This window comes from Variovorax sp. PEI5, from assembly GCF_056679935.1.
Genome location: NZ_CM155257.1, coordinates 1975123 through 1996161 on the forward strand (window position 1 = coordinate 1975123; position 21039 = coordinate 1996161).

Annotated in this window: 17 protein-coding genes; 8 read left to right on the forward strand and 9 right to left on the reverse strand. The window is 70.5% G+C overall.

Features of this window, described 5'->3' with window-relative positions; translation table 11 throughout:
• Nucleotides 1–46: 46 nt before the first annotated feature.
• Both xdhB and xdhA read right to left on the reverse strand, forming a co-directional pair.
• Complete coding sequence (xdhB, locus tag AC1MLT_RS09105) at nucleotides 47–2500, reverse strand: xanthine dehydrogenase molybdopterin binding subunit (RefSeq protein WP_481031973.1); 2454 nt, start codon at nucleotides 2498–2500, stop codon at nucleotides 47–49.
• Nucleotides 2497–4203, reverse strand: a complete 1707-nt coding sequence (xdhA, locus tag AC1MLT_RS09110; RefSeq protein WP_481031974.1) for a xanthine dehydrogenase small subunit — start codon at nucleotides 4201–4203, stop codon at nucleotides 2497–2499. The genes xdhB and xdhA overlap by 4 nt, the downstream gene beginning before the upstream one ends.
• Before the next feature lie 298 nt (nucleotides 4204–4501).
• Between xdhA and AC1MLT_RS09115 the strand changes: the two genes are divergently transcribed.
• Nucleotides 4502–5119 (forward strand): hypothetical protein, encoded by a 618-nt coding sequence (locus AC1MLT_RS09115; protein ID WP_481031975.1) that lies wholly within the window; start codon nucleotides 4502–4504, stop codon nucleotides 5117–5119.
• A gap of 16 nt (nucleotides 5120–5135) precedes the next feature.
• Here the strand turns inward: AC1MLT_RS09115 and AC1MLT_RS09120 are convergent, their stop codons facing one another.
• Both AC1MLT_RS09120 and AC1MLT_RS09125 read right to left on the reverse strand, forming a co-directional pair.
• Nucleotides 5136–6389, reverse strand: a complete 1254-nt coding sequence (locus tag AC1MLT_RS09120) for an Nramp family divalent metal transporter (protein ID WP_481031976.1) — start codon at nucleotides 6387–6389, stop codon at nucleotides 5136–5138.
• Between the two features lie 69 nt (nucleotides 6390–6458).
• Nucleotides 6459–7817, reverse strand: coding sequence for a glycerate kinase type-2 family protein (locus AC1MLT_RS09125; protein ID WP_481031977.1), 1359 nt, complete (start codon nucleotides 7815–7817; stop codon nucleotides 6459–6461).
• A gap of 34 nt (nucleotides 7818–7851) precedes the next feature.
• Here AC1MLT_RS09125 and AC1MLT_RS09130 point away from each other — a divergent pair, with 34 nt between their 5' ends.
• The 3 genes from AC1MLT_RS09130 to AC1MLT_RS09140 all read left to right on the forward strand — a co-directional run bounded on the left by AC1MLT_RS09130 (nucleotide 7852) and on the right by AC1MLT_RS09140 (nucleotide 13035).
• Entirely contained in the window at nucleotides 7852–9255 is a 1404-nt protein-coding gene (locus AC1MLT_RS09130; protein ID WP_481031978.1) for an 8-oxoguanine deaminase, read from the forward strand.
• A gap of 493 nt (nucleotides 9256–9748) precedes the next feature.
• Entirely contained in the window at nucleotides 9749–10795 is a 1047-nt protein-coding gene (locus AC1MLT_RS09135; RefSeq protein ID WP_481031979.1) for a ThuA domain-containing protein, read from the forward strand.
• A 44-nt stretch (nucleotides 10796–10839) separates the two neighbouring features.
• Nucleotides 10840–13035 carry an outer membrane protein assembly factor BamB family protein gene (locus AC1MLT_RS09140; RefSeq protein ID WP_481031980.1) on the forward strand — a complete coding sequence of 732 codons (2196 nt, stop codon included), beginning with the start codon at nucleotides 10840–10842 and terminating at the stop codon, nucleotides 13033–13035.
• 24 nt (nucleotides 13036–13059) lie between these two features.
• Here the strand turns inward: AC1MLT_RS09140 and AC1MLT_RS09145 are convergent, their stop codons facing one another.
• On the reverse strand, nucleotides 13060–13845 hold the full coding sequence (locus AC1MLT_RS09145) for an IclR family transcriptional regulator (RefSeq protein ID WP_481031981.1): 786 nt from the start codon (nucleotides 13843–13845) through the stop codon (nucleotides 13060–13062).
• Nucleotides 13846–14011: 166 nt separating this feature from the next.
• Here AC1MLT_RS09145 and AC1MLT_RS09150 point away from each other — a divergent pair, with 166 nt between their 5' ends.
• Genes AC1MLT_RS09150 through AC1MLT_RS09165 form a run of 4 tightly spaced genes read left to right on the forward strand, consistent with a single transcriptional unit; the run spans nucleotide 14012 to nucleotide 17394 of the window.
• Nucleotides 14012–15019, forward strand: a complete 1008-nt coding sequence (locus AC1MLT_RS09150; RefSeq protein ID WP_481031982.1) for a TRAP transporter substrate-binding protein — start codon at nucleotides 14012–14014, stop codon at nucleotides 15017–15019.
• Nucleotides 15020–15039: 20 nt separating this feature from the next.
• A complete protein-coding gene (locus AC1MLT_RS09155; RefSeq protein WP_481031983.1) occupies nucleotides 15040–15483 on the forward strand; it encodes a type II 3-dehydroquinate dehydratase in 444 nt (147 codons plus the stop codon).
• A 22-nt stretch (nucleotides 15484–15505) separates the two neighbouring features.
• Nucleotides 15506–16117 carry a TRAP transporter small permease gene (locus tag AC1MLT_RS09160; RefSeq protein WP_481031984.1) on the forward strand — a complete coding sequence of 204 codons (612 nt, stop codon included), beginning with the start codon at nucleotides 15506–15508 and terminating at the stop codon, nucleotides 16115–16117.
• Nucleotides 16114–17394, forward strand: coding sequence for a TRAP transporter large permease (locus tag AC1MLT_RS09165; protein WP_481031985.1), 1281 nt, complete (start codon nucleotides 16114–16116; stop codon nucleotides 17392–17394). Before AC1MLT_RS09160 ends, AC1MLT_RS09165 begins: the two co-directional genes overlap by 4 nt.
• A gap of 32 nt (nucleotides 17395–17426) precedes the next feature.
• Here AC1MLT_RS09165 and AC1MLT_RS09170 read toward each other — a convergent pair whose 3' ends face one another.
• The 4 genes from AC1MLT_RS09170 to AC1MLT_RS09185 are packed head-to-tail and all read right to left on the reverse strand — an operon-like array spanning nucleotide 17427 to nucleotide 20980.
• Complete coding sequence (locus AC1MLT_RS09170) at nucleotides 17427–18425, reverse strand: acetamidase/formamidase family protein (protein WP_481031986.1); 999 nt, start codon at nucleotides 18423–18425, stop codon at nucleotides 17427–17429.
• A gap of 25 nt (nucleotides 18426–18450) precedes the next feature.
• On the reverse strand, nucleotides 18451–19188 hold the full coding sequence (locus AC1MLT_RS09175; RefSeq protein WP_481031987.1) for an ABC transporter ATP-binding protein: 738 nt from the start codon (nucleotides 19186–19188) through the stop codon (nucleotides 18451–18453).
• Complete coding sequence (locus tag AC1MLT_RS09180) at nucleotides 19185–19910, reverse strand: ABC transporter ATP-binding protein (protein WP_481031988.1); 726 nt, start codon at nucleotides 19908–19910, stop codon at nucleotides 19185–19187. Before AC1MLT_RS09180 ends, AC1MLT_RS09175 begins: the two co-directional genes overlap by 4 nt.
• Nucleotides 19907–20980 carry a branched-chain amino acid ABC transporter permease gene (locus AC1MLT_RS09185; RefSeq protein ID WP_481031989.1) on the reverse strand — a complete coding sequence of 358 codons (1074 nt, stop codon included), beginning with the start codon at nucleotides 20978–20980 and terminating at the stop codon, nucleotides 19907–19909. The genes AC1MLT_RS09180 and AC1MLT_RS09185 overlap by 4 nt, the downstream gene beginning before the upstream one ends.
• Between the last annotated feature and the right edge of the window lie 59 nt (nucleotides 20981–21039).

The following is a 21039-nucleotide window of genomic DNA, read 5'->3' on the forward strand; positions in this document are numbered from 1 at the left end:
GCGCGGGCTCACGCCACGGGGTGGCCACCGACGACCGGCCGCGTCGTCATTGCACCGCCGCGATGGCGTCGAGGATGGCCTCGGCGGTGGCGGGGGCGCGCAGCGGCGGATCGGCGCGGTGGCCGCCGGCGGCGGAGACGGCATCGCGGATGGCGAAGAAGACCGAGAACGGCAGCAGCAGCGGCGGCTCGCCGACGGCCTTGCTGCGGTGGATCGAATCCTCCGCGTTGGGCCGGTCGAACAGCCGCACGTTGAACACCGGCGGGCAGTCGTTGGCCGTCGGGATCTTGTAGGTGCTGGGGGCGTGCGTGGCGAGCTTGCCGGTCGTCGGATGCCAGACCAGCTCCTCGGTGGTGAGCCAGCCCATGCCCTGGATGAAGGCGCCCTCGACCTGGCCGATGTCGATCGCCGGATTGAGCGAGCGGCCGGCATCCTGCAGGATGTCCGCGCGCAGCAGCTTCCACTCGCCGGTGAGCGTGTCCACCACCACCTCGCTGACCGCCGCGCCATAGGCGAAGTAGTAGAACGGCCGGCCCTTGAGCGTGTCGCGGTCCCAGCTCAGTCCGGGCGTGGCGTAGAAGCCGTCGGACCACAGCTGCACGCGGTCGAGGTAGGCCTCGCCCACCAGCGTGCCGAAGCCCAGCGTGCGGCCGTTGACCTCGACCTTGTCGTTGGCGAAGCGCACGTCCGAGGCCAGTCCGCCATGGCGCGCTGCGGCGCAGGCGGCGAGCCGCTCGCGCACCTGGCGCGCGGCATCCTGCGCCGCCTTGCCGTTGAGGTCGGCGCCGGTGGAGGCCGCCGTGGCCGAGGTGTTGGCGACCTTGGCGGTGTCGGTGGCCGTGACGCGCACGCTCTCGAAGCTCACGCCCAGCTCGTGCGCCACCACCTGCGCCACCTTGGTGTTCAAGCCCTGACCCATCTCGGTGCCGCCATGGTTCACCAGGATCGAGCCGTCGTTGTAGACATGCACCAGCGCGCCGGCCTGGTTGAAGTGCGGCACGTTGAACGAGATGCCGAACTTCAGCGGCGACAGCGCGATGCCGCGCTTGAGCACCGGACTGGCGGCGTTGAAGTCGGCGATGGCGGCGCGGCGCGCGCGATAGTCGCTGGTCGACTCCAGCTCGGCCACCAGCTCGTGGATGATGTTGTCGGTGACCGGCTGGGCATAGGGCGTGACGTTGCGCTCGTCGCGGCCGTAGAAGTTGATGCGCCGGACGTCGAGCGGATCGCGCCCCAGCGCGCGGGCCACGCCATCGAGGATGTTCTCGACCGCGATCGCGCCCTGCGGGCCGCCGAAGCCGCGGAACGCCGTGTTGCTCTGGGTGTGGGTGCGGCCGGAGTAGCCGTGGATCGCCACCTCCGGCAGCCAGTAGGCATTGTCGAAGTGGCACAGCGCCCGGGTCATCACCGGACCGGAGAGATCGGCCGAGTGGCCGGCGCGCGAGACCATCGAGATCTCGGCGCCGAGGATGCGGCCCTCGTCGTCGTGGCCGACCTGGTAGGTGTACCAGAAGCAGTGGCGCCGGCCGGTGATCAGGAAGTCGTCGTCGCGGTCGAGCCGCAACTTGACCGGGCGGCGCAGCCGGCTCGCCGCCACCGCCGCGACGCAGGCGAACAGGCCCGACTGCGACTCCTTGCCACCGAAGCCGCCACCCATGCGCCGGCACTCGACATGCACCTCGTTGGCCTGCAGGTGCAGCGCGTGGGCCACCAGGTGCTGCATCTCGGTGGGATGCTGCGTCGAGCAGTGCACGTGCATGCCGCCGCCCTCCTTCGGGATGGCGTAGCTGATCTGTCCTTCCAGGTAGAACTGCTCCTGGCCACCGACGTCGAAGCTGCCTTCGAGCCGATGCGGCGCGGCGGCGATGGCGGCGCGCACGGCGGCCTCGCCCGGCGCGCGATCGCCGTGGTCGGCGGCATCGCCCAGGCTGGCGCTGCGCACCAGGTGCATCGGCGGCACCACGTACGCGCCGCGCGCATGGGCCTCGCGCGGCGTCAGCACCGGAGGCGCGGCCTCGACCGCGATCACGTCCCGGGCCCGGGCGGCGGCGCGGCGGGCATCGTCGCGCGTGCGGGCGACGACGGCGAACACCGGCTGGCCGAGATAGCGGATGTCGCCGGCGCACAGGATCGGATCGTCGTGGACGATCGAGCCGCAGTCGTTGCTTCCCGGGATGTCGTCGGCCGCCAGCACGTCGACCACGCCGGGCAGCGCCCGGATGAGGTCGAGGTCGAGCCCGGTCACGCGCCCGGCCGCCACCGGCGCCAGGCCCAGCGCGCAATGCAGCGTGCCGGCCAGTTCGGGCAGGTCGTCGACATAGGCCGCCTCGCCCGCGACATGCAGTGCGGCCGACTCGTGCGGCCGGCTGATGCCGACCCGGATGCCGGCGTCGCGCGCGCGCGCCTCGGCGTCCTCGTCTATGCGCGCGGCGGTGTTGGCCCGGTAGTCGGCGAAGGCGGTGACCGGCTGGAGGAAGGCGGTATCGACCGGTTTGTTCATGACGGGCTCCCCGAGGTGGTGGCGGGCGACGCGGCGAGGCCCGGCAAGGCGTGCGGCATCGAATCCCAGACGCTGGTGGCGGACGGCGGCAGCGGATCGTCGGCGCGGGTCTCCAGCCACAGTCGCTGCAGCAGGTTCTGCGCCACCTTCAGCCGATAGGCGGCGGAGGCCCGCAGGTCCGACAGCGGCTCGAAATCCTCGGCCAGCGCGGCCTGCGCGGCGACCACGGACGCCCGCGTCCACGGCCGGCCGACCAGGGCGGCCTCGGCACGGGCGGCGCGGCTCACCGTCGCGGCCATGCCGCCGAAGGCCAGCCGCACGGCCTTGACCACCGGCTCCGGCGTCGCGCCATCGGCGTCGAGCTCGATGGCGAAGCCCGCGCACAGCGCCGAGATGTCGCAGTCGAAGCGCTTGCTGATCTTGTAGGCCCGCACGGTGCGCTCCAGGGCCGCCAGCGGCACGGCGATGGCCTGGACGAACTCGCCCGCCTCGAGCCGGTTCTTCATGTAGCCGAGATAGAACTCGTCGAGCCGCAGGCGCCGCACGCGCGCGCCGCGCCGCAGTTCGACCTCGGCATCGAGCGCCATCAGCACCGGCGGCGCGTCGCCGATCGGCGAGCCGTTGGCGACGTTGCCCCCCAGCGTGCCGGCATGCCGGATCGGTGGCGAGGCGAAGCGCAGCCAGACGTCGGCCAGCGACGGCACGCGCCGCACCAGCGCGCGCCAGGCCTCCTCCAGCGAGGCGCCGGCGCCGATGTGGAGCTCGGCCGAAGCGCCCGTGCCGCGCTCACCGATGATCTTGAGTTCCTCGACGCCGCCGACGAAGACGATGTCGCCCAGGTCGCGGAACTGCTTGTTGACCCACAGGCCGACATCGGTCGAACCGGCCAGCAGCTGCGCGGCCGGCAGCCGTTCGCGCAGCGCGGCCAGTTCGTCGAGCGTGACCGGGGCGTGGAAGGTGTCGACGCGGCCATGGCGCGCCGCCGCATAGCGCAAGCCCGTCCCGCCGGCGGCCGCGCGCGTCGCCTCGTCCTCGGCCCGCAGGCGCGTCAGCGCCGCCACGGCCGGCTGGACGGCATAGGGCGCGGCCGGCAGGTCGAACATGCGCTGGCCGGCATCGAGGATCGGGCGGTAGCCGGTGCAGCGGCAGAGGTTGCCCGACAGGTCGTCGGCGAGCTGCTGGCGCGTGGGCCGCGTGCCGGCATCCAGGTGCCGCTCGTAGGTCGACCACAGCGACATCACGAAGCCCGGCGTGCAGAAGCCGCATTGCGAGCCATGGCACTCGACCATCGCCTGCTGCACCGGATGCAGCCGCCGCACCGGATGCTTCTCGTGCGGCGAATCGCAGCGCGCGACGCCATCCGTGCGGCCGGTCTGCGTCTTCAGGTCCTCGACGGTGAATAGCGCCTTGCCATGGAGCGTCGGCAGGAACTGGATGCAGGCATTGACCGTCTGCAGCCGCAATCCGCCGACCACGTCGTCGGCGGCCCGGCCGTCGATGGCATCCGCGGATGCGAGCTCGCCCACCACCACCGTGCAGGCGCCGCAATCGCCTTCGTTGCAGCCCTCCTTGGTGCCGGTGCAGCGGGCATCCTCGCGCAGCCAGTCGAGCACCGAGCGGGTCGGATGGACATCCGTGACTTCGACGATCCGCCCCTGGTGGAAGAAGCGGACCGGCTGTGTGGAGGCGGCTGAGTGGGTCATCGTGGTGCCAGACGTTCGTTCGAGGTTGCTGCGACAGGACGGGGAATGCTGGAACTTAAGGGTGATGGAGGCACGCACGCATACGGCAGCGGCCATAGCCTGTATGCAGGCACCGGTATGCACGTTCGGCGTGCGCTGCCGCGCATGCAGCAAGTGTCGGGCCAGGGCATCCAACTTTTTTTCGGATCCTGCCTCCCGTATCGCGTCGACGACACGTTTGAATTGTTAAGAGTTTGCCGCATCCCCCCCTTCCTATGATCGCAACTCGTTACAAGTTTCAATCAGGGAGAAACATATCTTGCGCCCCATCATCCGTGCCGCCAGCGGCCTCCTCCTCGGCCTCTGCGCCGCCCAGGCCTTGGCCATCACCCTGACGCCCAACGCCATCGGCGGCGGCAACATCCCCGGCACCTACCCGACGGTGGACTTCCAGACCTGGGACGGCAACTGGGCACCCGTGCTCAGGCTGCCTGCCTCGGCGGCGGGTGGCGCCTCGATCACCTTCCATCCGAACGCGACCTGGTCCTCGAGCCTCGCGACGGACAACACCGACCTCCCCATGCGGGCGCTGACGCTCAACAAGGGCGACACGATCACCTTCACCTGGGATGCCTGGGAGCGCCGCTGGCTCGCCGCCGCGACGGACTACAAGGACTTGCGCACCGTCACGATCGTGCCGAGCCCGACGACCCGGGTGACGCGCGTGTCCATCGACCGCAAGGACATGGTCGAGTCGGTGGTCCTGCCTCCCACGGCAACGCCGAACGCCATCGTGATCGTGCAATCGACCTCCTCGCGGCCGGGACGCGTCGACTCCGCCAACGTGCTGCATCCGACTCCCATGCCCCTGGGCATGAATGTCCGCTACGCCTTCGTCTTCCATCCCCAGCTGCAGAAGTGGTATCTCGCCGAATGAGCCGGGCCGGCATCGCTCAGCGCAGCAGGTCGACCAGCATCATCGCGACCGCGCCGCCCATCAGCGCGGTGCCGCCCCAGCCGAGCCAGCGTGTGCGGCGGCTCGACGTGAAGGACCCCATCACGCTCTCGCGCGCGACCAGCATCATCATGGCCGCCATGATCGGCACGGCCACGACGCCATTGACCACCGCGCTCCAGTAGAGCGCCTTCATCGGATCGACCGGCGTGAAGTCCAGCGCCGTGCCGGCCAGGGTCGCGATGGCGATGATGGCGTAGAACTTCCTGGCCTCGCGCCACCGGTGCTCCAGTCCCTCGGTCCAGCCGAAGGCCTCGGCCACGGCATAGGCGGCCGACGAGGCCAGCACCGGCACGGCCAGCAGGCCGGTGGCGATGATGCCGCCGGCGAACAGCCAGAAGGCGAAGTCGCCGGCCAGCGGACGCAGCGCCTCGGCCGCCTGCGCCGCCGAGGTGACGTCGTGGACGCCGGCCGCGTACAGCGCCGCCGCGCCCACCACCATCACGAAGAAGGCGATGAGGTTGGAGAAGATCATGCCGGTCCAGGTGTCGATCTTGACGCGCCGCAGGGCGCCGCGCACCTGGGCATCGGTGCCGCGCGCCCCGCCCTTCTGGCGCAGTTCCTCGACCTCCTGCGAGGCCTGCCAGAAGAACAGGTAGGGCGAGATCGTGGTGCCCAGCAGGGCCACCACCATCATCCAGTAGTCGCCGCTCCACTGGAACCGCGGCATCACCAGGTCGTGCAGCACCCGACCCCACGGCACCTGCACCGTGAAGACCGCCGCCACATAGGCGAACAGCGTGAGCGTCAGCCACTTGAGCACGTGCGCGAGCCGCCGGTAGGGCACGAACACCTGCAGCAGCACCGTCACCACGCCGAAGACCAGTGAATGGAAGTGCTGGCCGCCCCCGGCGACGAGCTGCAGGGCCTCGCCCATCGCCGCGATGTCGGCGGCGATGTTGATGGTGTTGGCCACCACCAGCAGCCCGACCAGCGCCACCAGCAGCCAGCGCGGCATGTGGTCGCGCAGGTTGGCCGCCACGCCCTTGCCGGTGACGCGGCCGATGCGCGCCGACACCATCTGGATGGCGATCATGAAGGGCAGCGACAGGAACACCGTCCACAGCAGCCCGTAGCCGAACTGCGCCCCGGCCTGCGTGTAGGTGGCGATGCCCGACGGATCGTCGTCGGCCGCGCCGGTGACGACGCCGGGCCCGACGTGCCGCAGGAAGGACGGGATGCGCTTTTTCATGGCCGCCAACTTACCAAGCGCAGCTGACCACCAGCCGACCAGCCCACCGGCCGGACCGCTGCCGCGCGGCTACAGCAGCAGCAGGGCGCGGAAGTCGTTGACGTTGGTGTGCGTGGGGCCGGTCACCAGCAGATCGCCGATCGCCTCGAAGTAGCCGTAGGCGTCGTTGCGGTCGAGGTGGTCGGCGAGCTTGCGGCCGGCGGCCTCGGCGCGCGCGAGCGTGTCGGGCGCGACGAAGGCGCCGGCGTTGTCCTCGATGCCGTCGATGCCGTCGGTGTCGGCGGCCAGCGCCCACACGCCCGGCTGGCCGGCCAGCGCGCCGGCCAGCCCGAGGCAGAACTCGCCCGCGCGCCCGCCCCGGCCCCGGGCCTGGCCGGGCTGGCGCGGCCGGATCGTGACGGTGGTCTCGCCGCCCGAGAGCACCACGCAGGGCCGCTCGAAGGGCGCGCCGCGCCGCGCCACCGCGCGCGCCAGCGCGCCCAGCACCTTGCCGACCTCGCGCGATTCGCCCTCGATCTCGTCGCTCAGCACATGAGCGGCGAGACCGGCGGCGCGCGCGGCCTCGGCGGCGGCCTCGAGCGACTGCTGCGGCGCGGCGATGACATGCGTCTCGTGGCCGGCGAACACGGCATCGCCGGGCTTGGGCGTCTCCAGCGTGCCATCCACGAGCCGGGCGCGGACGGCCGGCGGCACCTCGATGCGATAGCGCTCGAGGATCGCCAGCGCATCGGCGCAGGTGCTGGCGTCGGGCACGGTCGGACCGCTGGCGATGACCGCCGGATCGTCGCCCGGCACGTCGCTGATGGTGAGCGTGACGACCCGCGCGGGCGCGCAGGCCGCCGCCAGCCGTCCGCCCTTGATGCGCGAGAGATGCTTGCGCACGCAGTTCATCTCGCCGATGTGGGCGCCGCTGGCCAGCAGTTCCTTGTTGATGCGCTGCTTGTCGGCGAGCGTCAGGCCCTCGGCCGGCAGGGTCAGCAGCGACGAGCCGCCACCGGAGATCAGGCACAGCACCAGGTCGTCGGCGCCCAGGCCCTCGGTCAGGGCCAGGATGCGCTCGGCGGCGGCCATGCCGGCGGCATCGGGCACCGGATGCGCGGCCTCGACCAGCTCGATGCGCTCGGCCAGCCCCTCGGGGCGCGGCGGGATGTGGCCATAGCGCGTGACCACCAGGCCCGACAGCGGCGCGTCGGCCGGCCACAGCGCCTCCAGCGCCTGCGCCATCGAGCCCCCGGCCTTGCCCGCGCCGAGCACCAGGGTGCGGCCCCTGGGCGGCGGCGGCAGGTGCGCGCCCAGGCTGGCCAGGGGCAGCGCGCGCTCGACGGCGACGCGATAGAGGTGGGTGAGGAAGTCGCGTGGCGCGTCGGAGGGCGCGGCGGCATCAGCGGACCAGGTGGAAGTCGGGGGTGTCGGGTGCTGCGAGGTCATTGGTTTCTTGTCTCCAGTCCCCTATTCTCGCGTCATGCCCACGCTCCTGATCCGTAATGCCCGCCGCCTGGCGACCTTCGACGACGCGCGCACCGAACTGGCCGACGCCTCGATCCTGATCCGCGACCACCGCATCGAAGCCATCGGTCCGGCGGCCGCGCTGCCGACGACGGCCGACGAGGTGATCGACGCCAGCCGGCACCTGGTGGTGCCGGGCCTGGTCAACACGCACCACCACATGTACCAGTCGCTCACGCGCGCCATCCCGGCGGTGCAGGACGCCGAGCTGTTCTCCTGGCTGCGCGGGCTCTATCCGATCTGGGCCGGCCTGACGCCGGAGATGGTGCGGGTGTCGACGCAGGTCGCCATGGCCGAGCTGCTGCTGTCGGGCTGCACCACCAGCAGCGACCATCTCTACATCTATCCCAACGGCGTGCGGCTGGACGACAGCATCGAGGCGGCGCGCGAGATCGGCATGCGCTTCGTCGCCACGCGCGGCAGCATGAGCGTCGGCCGGTCGCAGGGCGGCCTGCCCCCCGATGCCGTGGTGGAGCGCGAGGAGGACATCCTGCGCGACACGCGCCGCCTGATCGAGACCTGGCACGACGCCGCGCCCGGCGCCATGACGCAGGTCGCCGTCGCGCCCTGCTCGCCCTTCAGCGTCAGCCGCGACCTGATGCGCGAATCGGCCGCGCTGGCGCGCTCCTTCAGGGGCCAGGGCGTGCGGCTGCACACGCACCTGGCGGAGAACGACCACGACGTCGCCTACAGCCGAGAGAAGTTCAACCGCACGCCGGCCGAGTACGCGCAGGATCTCGGCTGGGTCGGCCCCGACGTCTGGCACGCGCACTGCGTGAAGCTCGATGCCGATGCCATCGCGCTGTTCGCGCGCACCCGCACCGGCGTCGCGCACTGCCCGTGCAGCAACATGCGGCTGGCCTCGGGCATCGCGCCGATCCGCCGCCTGCTGGACGCGGGCGTGCCGGTCGGTCTGGGCGTGGACGGCAGCGCCAGCAACGACGGCGCGCAGATGGTGGGCGAGGCGCGCCAGGCCCTGCTGCTGGCGCGCGTGGGCCGCGCGCTGGAGCCCTTCGGCTGCGACCACGGCCCCGCCGAGATGACGGCGCGCGACGCGCTGGCCCTGGCCACGCGCGGCGGCGCCGAGGTGCTGGGCCGCGCCGACATCGGCCGGCTCGAGCCCGGCCTGTGCGCCGACCTAGCGCTGTTCGACCTGGACACGCTCGGCTTCGCCGGCGGCGCGGTGCACGACCCCGTCGCCAGCCTGCTGCTGTGCGCGAGCCCGCAGGCGGCGTTCACGGTGGTCCACGGGCGCGTGGTGGTGCGCGAGGGCCGGCTCGCGACCGTCGACCTCGGCCCGCTGGTGGAGCGCCACAACCGCCTGGCGCTGCAGCTGGCGCGCTCCGCCGCGACGGCCTGAGGCCCGGCCGGGCCAGGCCGGCCCCGACCCGTGCCGCGCGCCGGCCGGGAGGGCTGGCGTCGCGCCGGCGCCGGGGCCACCCCGCGCCCCACCGGCCGTTCCGCCCGACCCCCACCCTCCTGCGGCTCAGAGCAGGAAACGCAGCAGCTGCAGCAGGTTGTTGATGAAGTCGAGGATGACCTGCATGGGGCGAGCGTCGTGGGAAGTGCCTGGACGGCAGGGTGGAGGACACCCGAGTGTGCCGGCGAACGATGGCCGGGGCTACCACAGCCCCGCCGGATCACGAACACTTTCGCGCATCTTTTTGGAAGGGATTTCCATAGTGAAAACTCTTTCCACATATTGCTAGGATGGCGGCCGGTCGATCCACCCCGCCGCCGGCGAGTCCGGTGCCGGGCGCCTCCGGCCCAGACGCAGGAAGCGTGCGGCCGTCGTCGCTGGCGGGACACCGATCCTGCGACGAGCGCGCCATCCATTCGCAAAGGAGACTCCCTTGAAACCCGCCCCCACATTCGTCCTGAGACTCGCATCGACCAGCGCCCTGGCGCTGGCGATCGCCGCCTGCGGAGGCGGAGGAGACGACACCGCCAGCGCCACGCCCGGGACCTCGCCGGCGGTGACGCCGCCCGCCACCACCACGCCCGTGACGACGCCGCCCGCGACGACGACGCCGGTCACCGACAAGAGCTTCGACACCTACTACAACGTCTGCCGCGGCACCGATCCGAAGTGCTACAACGAATGGGGCGCGTTCGCCAACACCCCGAACCGGGTGCTGGTGTATTCGCGCACCGCCGGCCCGCGCCACGCCAACCTCGGCACGCCGATGGGACCCGGGCTCAATCCGGTGATGAATCCCGACAACGCCATGCAGGCCGGGCTCAAGCGGATGCTGGAGGCCGCCGGCATCACGGTCGACTGGACCGAAGACGTGGCCGTCCTGGGCAGCCGCATCAACAACTACAAGGCCATCATCTTCGCCAGTTCCAACCGCGACACGCTCTGGAACAGCGAGGTGGCGACCAGCAACGACGCCGCCCGCACGGCATTGCGCAACTACATGCGGCGCGGCGGCGGCTTCGTCGGGCTGCACAACGCCTTCGGCGCCGAATACAACTGGCCCTACTACGAGGGCCTGCTGGGCAACGCCAACTTCTACAACCACGCGCCCAACCGCGCGGGCACGGTCGAACTCATGGGCAAGGACGCCTCGACCGAGGGCGTGCCGGCGCGCTTCGACTTCCAGGACGAGTGGTACAACCTGACGCCGTTCCCGACCAACGTCAAGTTCCTGGCGAAGGTCGACACCGACACCCTGCGCCCGCTGACGGCGGCGCCGCATCCCGGGCATGCCGGCTTCCATCCGGTGGCCTGGTGCCAGTACTACGACGGTGGCCGCGCCTGGCTGTCCACCCTTGGCCACAACACGCATTCGTTCGCCGCCGACCTCAGCGGACCGGGCGCGGAGGCGTTCCAGCGCATGGTCGTCCAGGGCGTGAAGTCCGCGATGGGCCTGATCCCCTTCTGCACCACCGAATGACGCCCGCGCGCGCGTCCGTTCCACCGTCGAACCGAAAGATCTCCATGAAACTCAGACCCCTGGCAGCGCTGCTGACCTGCGGCACGATCGCCGCCCCCCTGCTCCTGTACGGCTGCGGCGGCAGCGACGACAACGGCGCCAGCGCCGGTGGCGGCACCACGCCGCCGGCCACGACCACGCCGACGCCGCAGCCGACGCCGGCCGTGGCGGCCAACCTGAAGGACTGCTGCACCGCCGGCGACAAGGACTTCCCCAAGGTCGGCGGCAACCTGGGCAACCAGAACTACTCCAGCCTCAAGCAGGTCACGCGCGAGCAGGTCGGCCAGCTCGGCGGCGCCTGGGTCAACCGCATCGAGGGCGGCCTGACCACGGGCACCAACCAGAGCACCACGGTGGTGGTCGATGGCGTGATCTACATCGAGTCGGCGCTCGGCAACGTCATCGCCGTCGATGGCAGGACCGGCGTGACGAAATGGAAATGGACGACGCCGCACGGCGTGGTCACCCGGCGCGGCGTGGCCGTCGCCAAGGACCTGGGACTGGTCTACACGCTGGCCGGTGGCAACCGCCTGATCGCGCTGCGCACCGACACCGGCGAGGTCGCGTGGACCAAGCAGTACCCCGGCTCGACCGAGGCCAACTTCGTCGGCGCGGTGCAGAAGGTGGCCCTGGTCTATCACGACAAGCGCCTGTACATCGGCACCAACGACGGCAACCGCGGCGCCGCGTTCTCGGCCGATGCGACCAACGGCAACGTGCTGACGGCGTTCTGGGGCGTGCCGCGTCAGGGCGAGATGGGCTACGAGACCTGGGGCAATGCCTCGGAGGCCAACCGCACCGGCGCGACGCCCTGGATCCATCCGGCCGTCGACCCGGAACTCGGCCTGGTCTACTGGACCTTCGGCAACACGCGCGGCGGCTCGTCGCAGGACGGCTCCTCGCGCCCCGGCCTCAACCTGTTCGCCAACTCGATCGTCGCGCTCGATCTCAAGACCGGTGCCTACAAGTGGCACTTCCAGTCGGTGCACCACGACATCTGGGACATGGACAACGTCATGGCCCCGGTGCTGGCCGACGTCAAGATCCAGGGCCGGGACCGCAAGGTGGTCATCTACGGCAGCAAGACCGGCATGTACTACATCCTCGACCGCAAGGACGGCACCGCGCCGCTGGGCATCGACGAGGTCCCGGTCAAGCAGGACGCCCGCCAGGCGACCTGGCCGACCCAGCCGATCCCGCGCCAGGGCGCCTGGACGGCGACCTGCATGGTCGACCAGCCGCTGGGCACGGCGGCCCCGGGCGACCCGAACCGAGCCGTGCCCAACTACGTCACCGGCTGCCTCTACGACCCGCACTGGGACATCCCGCTGCTGTCGGCGCCCGGCCACGGCGGCGGCGCCAACTGGAACCACCAGTCCTTCAGTCCCGCCACGGGCCTGGTCTACACCGGCACCGGCTATGTCGCGGCGGCGCATTCGCTGACCGAGGCCAGCAACGGCCTGCGCCCGCCCGGCGCCTACATGACGGGTGGCATCGTCGCCGTCGATCCCGGCACCAATCTGGTCAAGTGGAAGAAGGCCATGCCCTACTCCCTGGCGCATGGCAACGGCATCCTGACCACCGCGTCGGGGCTGCTGTTCATCGGCCAGCCCGATGGCAACCTGCTGGCCATGGATGGCGACGACGGCAAGGAACTCTGGCGCTTCCAGACCGGCGCGGCCATCAGCGCCAGCCCGGTGACCTACGAGATCGACGGCCAGCAGTACGTCGCCGTGTATGCCGGCGGCACCAGCATCCCGTACGGCGATTCGGCGAGCCGGGGCGACTACCTGTGGGCCTTCAAGGTCGGCGGCACGGTGCCGCCGGCGGCAACGCCACCGGCGCCGGTGGTGCGGCGCCCGGTCTCGGGCGCGGCCGTCGAAGGCGCCGCCCTGCCGACGCCCTACACGGTGTTCCTGGGACGCGTGCAGACCGCGGCCAACCAGCCCGGCGCGACGGAGTCGACCGCCGTCAACGCCATGACGCCGACCTGGATGCGCGTGCCGGTCAACACCACCGTGACCTTCACCAACCCGGCCGGCAACGCCAACACGCGCTGCGCCACGCAGTTCTTCGAAGGCGAATACAACTTCAAGCTGCTGCCCGGCACCTCGGCCAAGCACACCTTCAACAAACCGGGCGAGTACTTCTACAACGACTGCCACAGCCCCCGGTCGACCGGGAAGATCGTGGTGTACTGAGCGGGCGGGCGCAGCGGCCGGGCCTCAGGAGGCGCGGCGCTTGAGCAGCGTGGAGGCGCCGCTGGCCAGCGCCAGCTGCTCGGTCGCCGCCAGCAGCGCCGGGCCCAGGGCCACCATGCGCTCCTCGGTCAGCCGGGCCAGCGGCCCGGCGATCGTCACCACCCCGATCACCGTGCCGGCACTGTTGCGCACCGGCGCCGCCATGGCCGTCATGGCGGGCGCGAAGACCTCCACGATCATGCTGAAGCCGCGCTGGCGCGTCGCCTTCAGGCAGGCCAGCAGCGCCTTCACCGACGTGATCGCGCGCGGCCCGAACTCCTTGGGCGTGCCGAAGCCCTGGCGCGAGACCAGCTCCAGCGCGCGCTCGTCGCTCATGGTCGAGAGCCAGGCATGGCCGGCGGAACTGCACGACAGGTTGACCGAGAGCCCCATGTCGGGGTCGTAGCGCAGGCCGCGCGTCGCGCCCTGCGCCTTGGCCACGAAGATCAGCTGGTCGCCGTCGACGATGCCCAGGCGCACCAGTTCCTGCGACTCGGCGGCCAGGCGGTCCAGCGGTGGTTGCGCGATGTCGACGATGCCGCTCGCGCTCAGGAAGCTCAGGCCGAGCGAGACCAGCTTGATGGTCAGCATGTAGTCGCTGTGGTTCTGGTGCTGGCGCACGTAGCCGCAGCGCACCAGCTCGGCCAGCAGCCGGTGCGTGGCGCTCAGCGGCATGTCGAGCTCGGAGGCCAATGTCGACAGCGGCACGCCCTCCGGACAGGTGGCGAGGTGTTCGAGGACTTTGAAGCTGCGTTCGAGGATCGTGCTCATCGGGGTGGGTGTGGTTGGTTTCGCCGGGTCCGGGGCCTGAAGCCTGCAGGGACTGTAGCAAAGTCCGCAGAGGGTTTCCACTATGGAAACTTTTTCCACTTATTCATACGATCCACGCCATCGGTGGCATCCGCCGCCGCACTGCCCGACCCGAGAGGACCCATCCGTGAGAACCATCCTTCGTTCACTGGCGATCGCCGGAATTTCGAGCCTGCTGGCCTGGCCCGCGCTCGCGCAGCAACCCCAGGACCGCGTGATCCGCTTCGGCCACCTGAACAATGCCGACCACCCGGTGAGCTTCGGAGTCAAGCGCTTCGCCGAACTGCTCGCGACCAAGAGCGGCGGGCGCATGAAGGTGCAGGAGTTCCCGGCCTCGCAGCTGGGCAACGAGATGCAGCAGCAGTCCGCGCTGCAGGGCGGCGTGCAGCAGATGTCGGCACCGGCGACGACGTCGCTGGCGGGCATCGTCAAGGAGTTCGGCCTGGTCGACTTCCCGTTCGCCGTCAGCACCTTCGAGCAGGCCGACGCCCTGCTCGACGGCCCGCTGGGCCGGGCCCTGATCGCCAAGCTGCCCGAGAAGGGCCTGGTGGCGCTGGGCTACTGGGACCTGGGCTTCCGCAACGTGACCAACAGCAAGCGCCCGATCGCCCGGGCCGAGGACCTCGACGGACTGAAGATCCGCGTCATCCCCAACCCGGTGTTCCTGGACACCTTCCGCACCTTCAAGGCCAACCCGGTGCCGATGCCGTTCGCCGAGCTGTATGGCGCGCTGGAGGCCAAGGCGGTGGACGGCCAGGAGAACCCCTACGCCGTCATCCTGTCGAACAAGTTCTTCGAGGTGCAGAAGTTCGTCAGCGCCACCAACCACGTCTATGCCGCCAACATCGTGCTGGTGAGCAAGAAGTTCTGGGACTCGCTGACGCCGGCCGAGCAGAAGATGATGAACGACTCGGCCGACGAGGCGCGCGGCTACCAGCGCCAGGTCAGCCGGGCGGCGGCGCAGCGCGCGGTCGGCGACCTGCGGGCCAAGGGCATGCAGTACAACGAGGTGGCGCCGGCCGAACAGGCGCGCATGCGCCAGCTCGTCAAGCCGGTGACCGACAAGTTCGCGGCCAGCTACGACCCGTCGCTCGTCAAGCTCTACAACGACGAACTCGCCCGCATCCGCAAGTGAACGGCCCCGGAGACACCCCCATGCGCATCCTCGTCCTCCACGGCCCCAACCTGAACCTGTTCGGCCGCCGCGAACCCCACATCTACGGCCACACGACGCTGGCGGAGATCGACGCCCGGCTGGAGCGGCTGGCGCAGGAGCTCGGCGTCGAGCTGGCCACCCTGCAGTCCAATCACGAAGGCGCGCTGGTCGACTTCCTGCACGAGAACATCGACTCGGCGCATGGCGCGCTGGTCAACCCGGCCGGCCTCACGCAGCATGGCGTGCCCCTGCACGACGCCATCAAGGCGATGCCGTTCCCGACGATCGAGGTGCACATGTCGAACATCGCCGCCCGCGAGGCCTGGCGCGCCCATTCGATCATCTCGCCGGCGGTCAAGGCCACCATCCAGGGCCTGGGACCGGTGTCCTACCTGGCCGCCCTGCGCGCCCTGGTGGAGACGCTCCAGGCCAGCGCCCGCTGAACCCGCCGCCCGAGGAAGACGCATGAATCGATGGGTGGACGGCGCGTGCCGGGTGATCGAGGGCCTCATCGCCCTCATGCTGGCGGTGATGGTGGTGCTGGTGTTCGGCAACGTCGTGCTGCGCTACGGCTTCAACTCGGGCATCACGGTCTCGGAGGAGATCTCGCGCTGGCTCTTCATCTGGATGACCTTCCTGGGCGCCGTCGTGGCCCTCAGGGAACGCGGCCACCTGGGCGTGGACATGGTGGTGCAGCGGCTGCCGCGCTGGGGCAAGAAGGCCTGCCTGGCGATCGGCCACCTGGTGATGCTCTACATCGTGTGGTTGCTGTTCCAGGGCAGCCTGACGCAGGCGCGCATCAACTGGGACGTCGAGGCACCCACGACCGGCGCCTCCATGGCCACGGTCTATGCCGCCGGCGTGGTGTTCGCGGCGCTGGCCGCGCTCATCCTGCTGATCGATCTCTGGCGCATGGCCACCGGCCGGCTCGGCGACGCCGAGCTGGTGATGGTGCAGGAATCGGAGGAAGCCGTGCAGTTGCGGCAGATCCTCGGTGACGCGGCCGATGCGGCCGACGCGTCCGGCGCCGCGCCCGCGCGGCCCGCAGTGAACGGGGTGAACGGGGTGAAGCGATGACCATTCTTGTTTTCGTCGGCGCCCTGCTGCTGGCGATGGCGCTGGGGATCCCCATCGCCTTCTCGCTGCTGGCCAGCGGCGTCGCCCTGATGTGGCACCTGGACCTGTTCGATCCGCAGATCCTGGCGCAGAACGTGATCGGCGGGGCCGACAGCTTTCCGCTGCTGGCCGTGCCGTTCTTCATGCTGGCCGGCGAGATCATGAACGTCGGCGGCCTGTCGCGGCGCATCGTCGACTTCGCGCTGGCGCTGGTCGGGCACGTCAAGGGCGGCCTGGGCTACGTCACGATCATGGCCGGCTGCCTGCTCTCGGCGCTGTCGGGCTCGGCCGTCGCCGACGCCGCCGCGCTGACCGCCCTGCTGCTGCCGATGATGGTGGGCGCCGGCCACGACAAGCCGCGCGCGGCCGGCCTCATCGCGGCCACCGGCGTGATCGGCCCGGTGATCCCGCCCTCCATCGGACTGGTGATCTTCGGCGTCGCGGCCAACGTCTCGATCTCCAAGCTGTTCCTCGCCGCCATCGTGCCCGGCCTGCTGATCGGCGGTGCGCTGTGGGTCACCTGGGCCTGGCTGGTGCGGCGCGAGCACATCGTCGCGCCGCCGCGCAAGTCGGGCGCGGAGGTGATGACGGCCCTGCGCAAGGCGCTGTGGGCGCTGATGCTGCCGGTGATCATCCTGGTTGGCCTGCGCATGGGCGTCTTCACGCCGACCGAGGCGGCCGTGGTGGCCGCCGTCTACGCGCTGTTCGTCTCCACCGTGGTCTACCGCGAACTGACCTGGCGCGACCTGTACGGCGTCTTCGTCGGCGCCGCCAAGACCAGCGCGATCGTGATGTTCCTGATCGCCGCGGCCATGGTCAGCGCCTGGCTCATCACCGTCGCGGACCTGCCCTCGAAGGTGATCGCGCTGCTCCAGCCGGTGATGGACAACAAGATCCTGCTGATGCTGGCCATCATGGTGCTGGTGATGGTGGTCGGCACGGCCATGGACATGACGCCCACCATCCTGATCCTGACGCCGGTGCTGATGCCGGTGGTCAACGCGGCGGGCATCGACCCGGTCTACTTCGGCGTGATGTTCATCATCAACAACTCGATCGGGCTGGTCACGCCGCCGGTCGGCACGGTGCTCAACGTCGTCGCCGGCGTCGGGCGGATGTCGATGGACGACGTGACGCGCGGCGTGCTGCCCTTCATGCTGGCGGAGTTCGCGGTCATGTTCCTGATAGTGCTGTTCCCCTGGCTGGTGATCTGGCCGGCCCGGCTGTTCGCCGGCTGAGATGGCGGCCTGACTGACGGATCGCCCGCCGGTCAGGCCGGCGCCGGCGCCAGGTATTCCTTGGAGATGCCCGCGCCCACGGTGTACTTGGGATCGACGAAGTTGCCCAGGCGCACCTTGCCGCACTGGCTGAGCATCATGTAGGCATCCCAGCGGTCGTAGCCGTACTCGGCCTCCATCCACAGGATCAGCTCCTTGTAGGCGATGCGCGTCGCGTCCTCCAGCGGCCGGGCGCTGCCGATGGCCATGATCATGTGCTCGGTCTCCAGGCGCGGCCAGGACAGCGTCCAGCCCTTGATGAGATCGACGCGGATGGTCGTCAGGCTCGGGTACTCGACCGCCGTGCCGCAGACCTCGCCATCGCCCTGGCAGGCATGCGCGTCGCCGATGAACAGGCGCGCCCCCGGTGTCCACACCGGCAGGTAGGTGATGCTGCCGGGGCCCATGTCGGGCAGGTCCATGTTGCCGCCGTGCTGGTCGGGCGTGAGGCTGTTGATGGAGTCGAGCTGGGGCGAGCAGCTCAGGGTGCCGATGTGCGGCCGGTAGGGCAGCGTGACCCGCTTGCTCCAGTAGACGCCCTCCTCGTCGACGTCGATCTTGCGCACCCGCTCGGGCAGCGACTCGTTGAGCAGCGCGGTGAAGGCGGTGCCGCTCAGGGCGCCGAAGTCCGGGATCATGCAGCAGGTGCCACGCGGGTTGTCGCCGCGCGGGGCCATCGATTCGATGTGCACCGCGACCGTGTCGCCGGGCTCGGCGCCCTCGATCATGATCGGGCCGTTCTGCGGGTTGACGAAGGGCAGTGTCAGCACCTTCGAGGGCAGGTCCTGCTCGGTGCGGATCTTGCCCTCGAAGGCGTCGCGCGTCTCCACCACGATGCGGTCGCCGGGCCTGACCGTCATCACCGGCTGCGAATACGGGCCGATGGTGTAGTGGAAGGTGCCCTGTCGCGCCTCGGTGAGTTCGTGCGTCGTGATGCTGGCGCCGCGGCCCTCGCCGCGCGTGTGCATGATCGATCGGTCGAGCCAGGTCATGGGAAGTCTCTCCTTCGGGGGGTGGTCAGAGCATCAGGTGGCCGCGTACCGTGGCCGCGTCCAGGTGGCCCGGCTCGATGCGCGCGACCACCCGGCCCTTCTCCATGACGTAGGCGCGCTCGCCGACGTCGAGGATGGTGTCGAGGTTCTGCTCGACGAACAGGATCGTGGTGCCCAGATCCTTGCGGATCGCGCGCAGCACGTCGCAGATGAGCTGCACGATCGAGGGCTGGATGCCCTCGGAGGGCTCGTCGAGCAGCATCAGCGCCGGGTTGCCCACCAGCGCGCGGCCGATGGCCAGTTGCTGCTGCTCGCCACCGGACATGGTGCCGGCGAGCTGGTGGCGGCGCTCGGCCAGGCGCGGGAAGTACTGGTAGACCAGGTCGGGCTGCTTCCGGCCCCTGGGGCCGCCCACCAGCTCGCCCACGGCCAGGTTCTCGGCCACCGTCATGCGCGCGAACACCTCGCGGCCCTGCGGCACGTAGCCGATGCCCAGCCGCGCGCGGGCGTCGCTCGACAGCGTGGTGATGTCGCGCCCGAGCAGCGCGATGCCGCCGCCGCGCGCGCGCAGCAGGCCCATCAGGCAGCGCAGGGTGGTGGTCTTGCCAACGCCGTTGCGCCCGATGAGGGCGACGATCTCGCCCCGGCCGACCGTCATGTCGACGCCCTGCAGGATCGGCGTCTCGCCATAGGCGGCGCGCAGGCCCTGGACCTCGAGGACGGGAGTGCCGGAGGCGGCGGAGGCGGCGGAGTCGGCGGTCATTGCGTCTTGCCCAGGTAGATTTCGGCCACCCGCGGGTCGGCCACGATGTCCTCGATCGAGCCCTCGGCGAAGACCTTGCCGAAGTGCAGCACCGTCACGCGCTGCGCGATCTGGCGCACGAAGGCCATGTCGTGCTCCACCGCCAGCACCGTCATGCCCTCGATGTTGAGGCGCCGGATCAGCTCGCCGGTCTTGAAGGTCTCCTCGGGCGACAGACCGGCGGTGGGCTCGTCCATCAGCAGCAATGCCGGACGCAGCGCGATCGCCATGCCGATCTCCAGCCACTGCTGCTGGCCGTGGGCCAGCGCGCCGGCGGGCTTGGCGTGGTCGTGCGCGAGGTCGAGGAGTTCGAGCAGGCGCTCCTCCTCGCGCGCCAGCTCGGCGCCGGCCACGTGGTGCTGCAGCGCGATGTGCAGGTTCTGGCGCACCGGCAGTTCCCTGAACACGCTGGGGGTCTGCATCTTGATGCTCATGCCCTGCTGCACGCGCTGGTAGGGCCGCTCGCGCGTGACGTCGCGGTCGCGGAACTCGATGCGCCCGGCCGATGGCTCGTGCATGCCCACGATCAGCTTGAAGAGCGTGCTCTTGCCGGCGCCGTTGGGGCCGATCAGGCAGTGGATCTCTCCTTGGCCGACCTCGATGCCGACCTCCGAGACCGCCGTGTGGCCGCCGAAGCGCTTGGTCAGGCCGGTGGTCCTGAGCAGGGGGGCCGCGGCGCTCATGCGCGGCCCTCCTCGGCCAGCGCGGCGGCGGCCTCGCGGCGGCGCGGCGCGAGGAAGCCGCGCGCGAGCTGCACCATGCCGATGACGAAGCCCTGCGGCGCCAGCATCACGGTGGCCAGCAGCATGGCGCCCATCAGCAGCAGCGCGGCCTGCTGGCTGTAGACCGTCAGGGTCTGGAACGCCCACAGCACCAGGAACGCGCCGACGGTGGTGGCCGTCAGGTCGCTGCGGCCCGAGAACGCCACCCACACGATCGGCATCGACGCCGCCGGCAGGCCGACGCTGGCCGGCGTGATGAACTGGCCCCACGAGGTGTAGAGCACGCCGCTGAGACCGGCGAGCATGGAGCCGATGACGAAGGTCGCGAGCTGGTACTTGCGCACGTCGTAGCCCAGCAGCTCGGCGCGCTGGGGGTCCTCGCGCATCGCCACCACCACGTTGCCGAAGCGCGAGTTCAGCAGCATGCGCAGGCCCAGGTAGACCACCAGCAGCAGCCCCACCACCAGGTAGTAGAGCGGCACGCCCTCGAAGTAGAGCGGCTCGCCACCGATCCACGGGATGTTCAGCGGCGCCATGTCCTTCATGCCGTTGAAGCCGTTCAGGCGGGCCTCGCCGATGCGCCATTCGGGGCCGGCCGTCTGGCCCAGGAAGAAGGCCAGCACCAGGGTCGAGGACAGCGTGACGATGCCGAAGAAGACCCCGCCGACGCGACCCCAGATCATGAAGTACCCCAGCACGGCGGCCACCACCCCGGAGGCCGCGATCGCCAGCACCAGCGCCAGCACGGTGGTGCCGGACTCGCCGCCCAGGTTGATCGCCAGCACGCCATAGCCATAGCCGCCGATGCCAAAGAACAGGGTCTGGCCGAACGACAGGATGCCGCCATAGCCCCACACCAGGCACAGCCCCATGGCCATGAAGACCCACAGCAGCAGATAGGCCATGTTGCCCACGCTGTAGGCATCGGCGAACAGCGGATAGACCAGCATGGCGGCGACCACCGCCACGAACGGCAGCCAGAACACGCGGGTGGCGCCCAGCGTCTGCGGACCGTTGATGAGCTTCAGCATGAGGGGACTTCCTTGGGTGGAGGGGACCGGGGACGCGCGATGCGGGGGAGCCGTGGCGG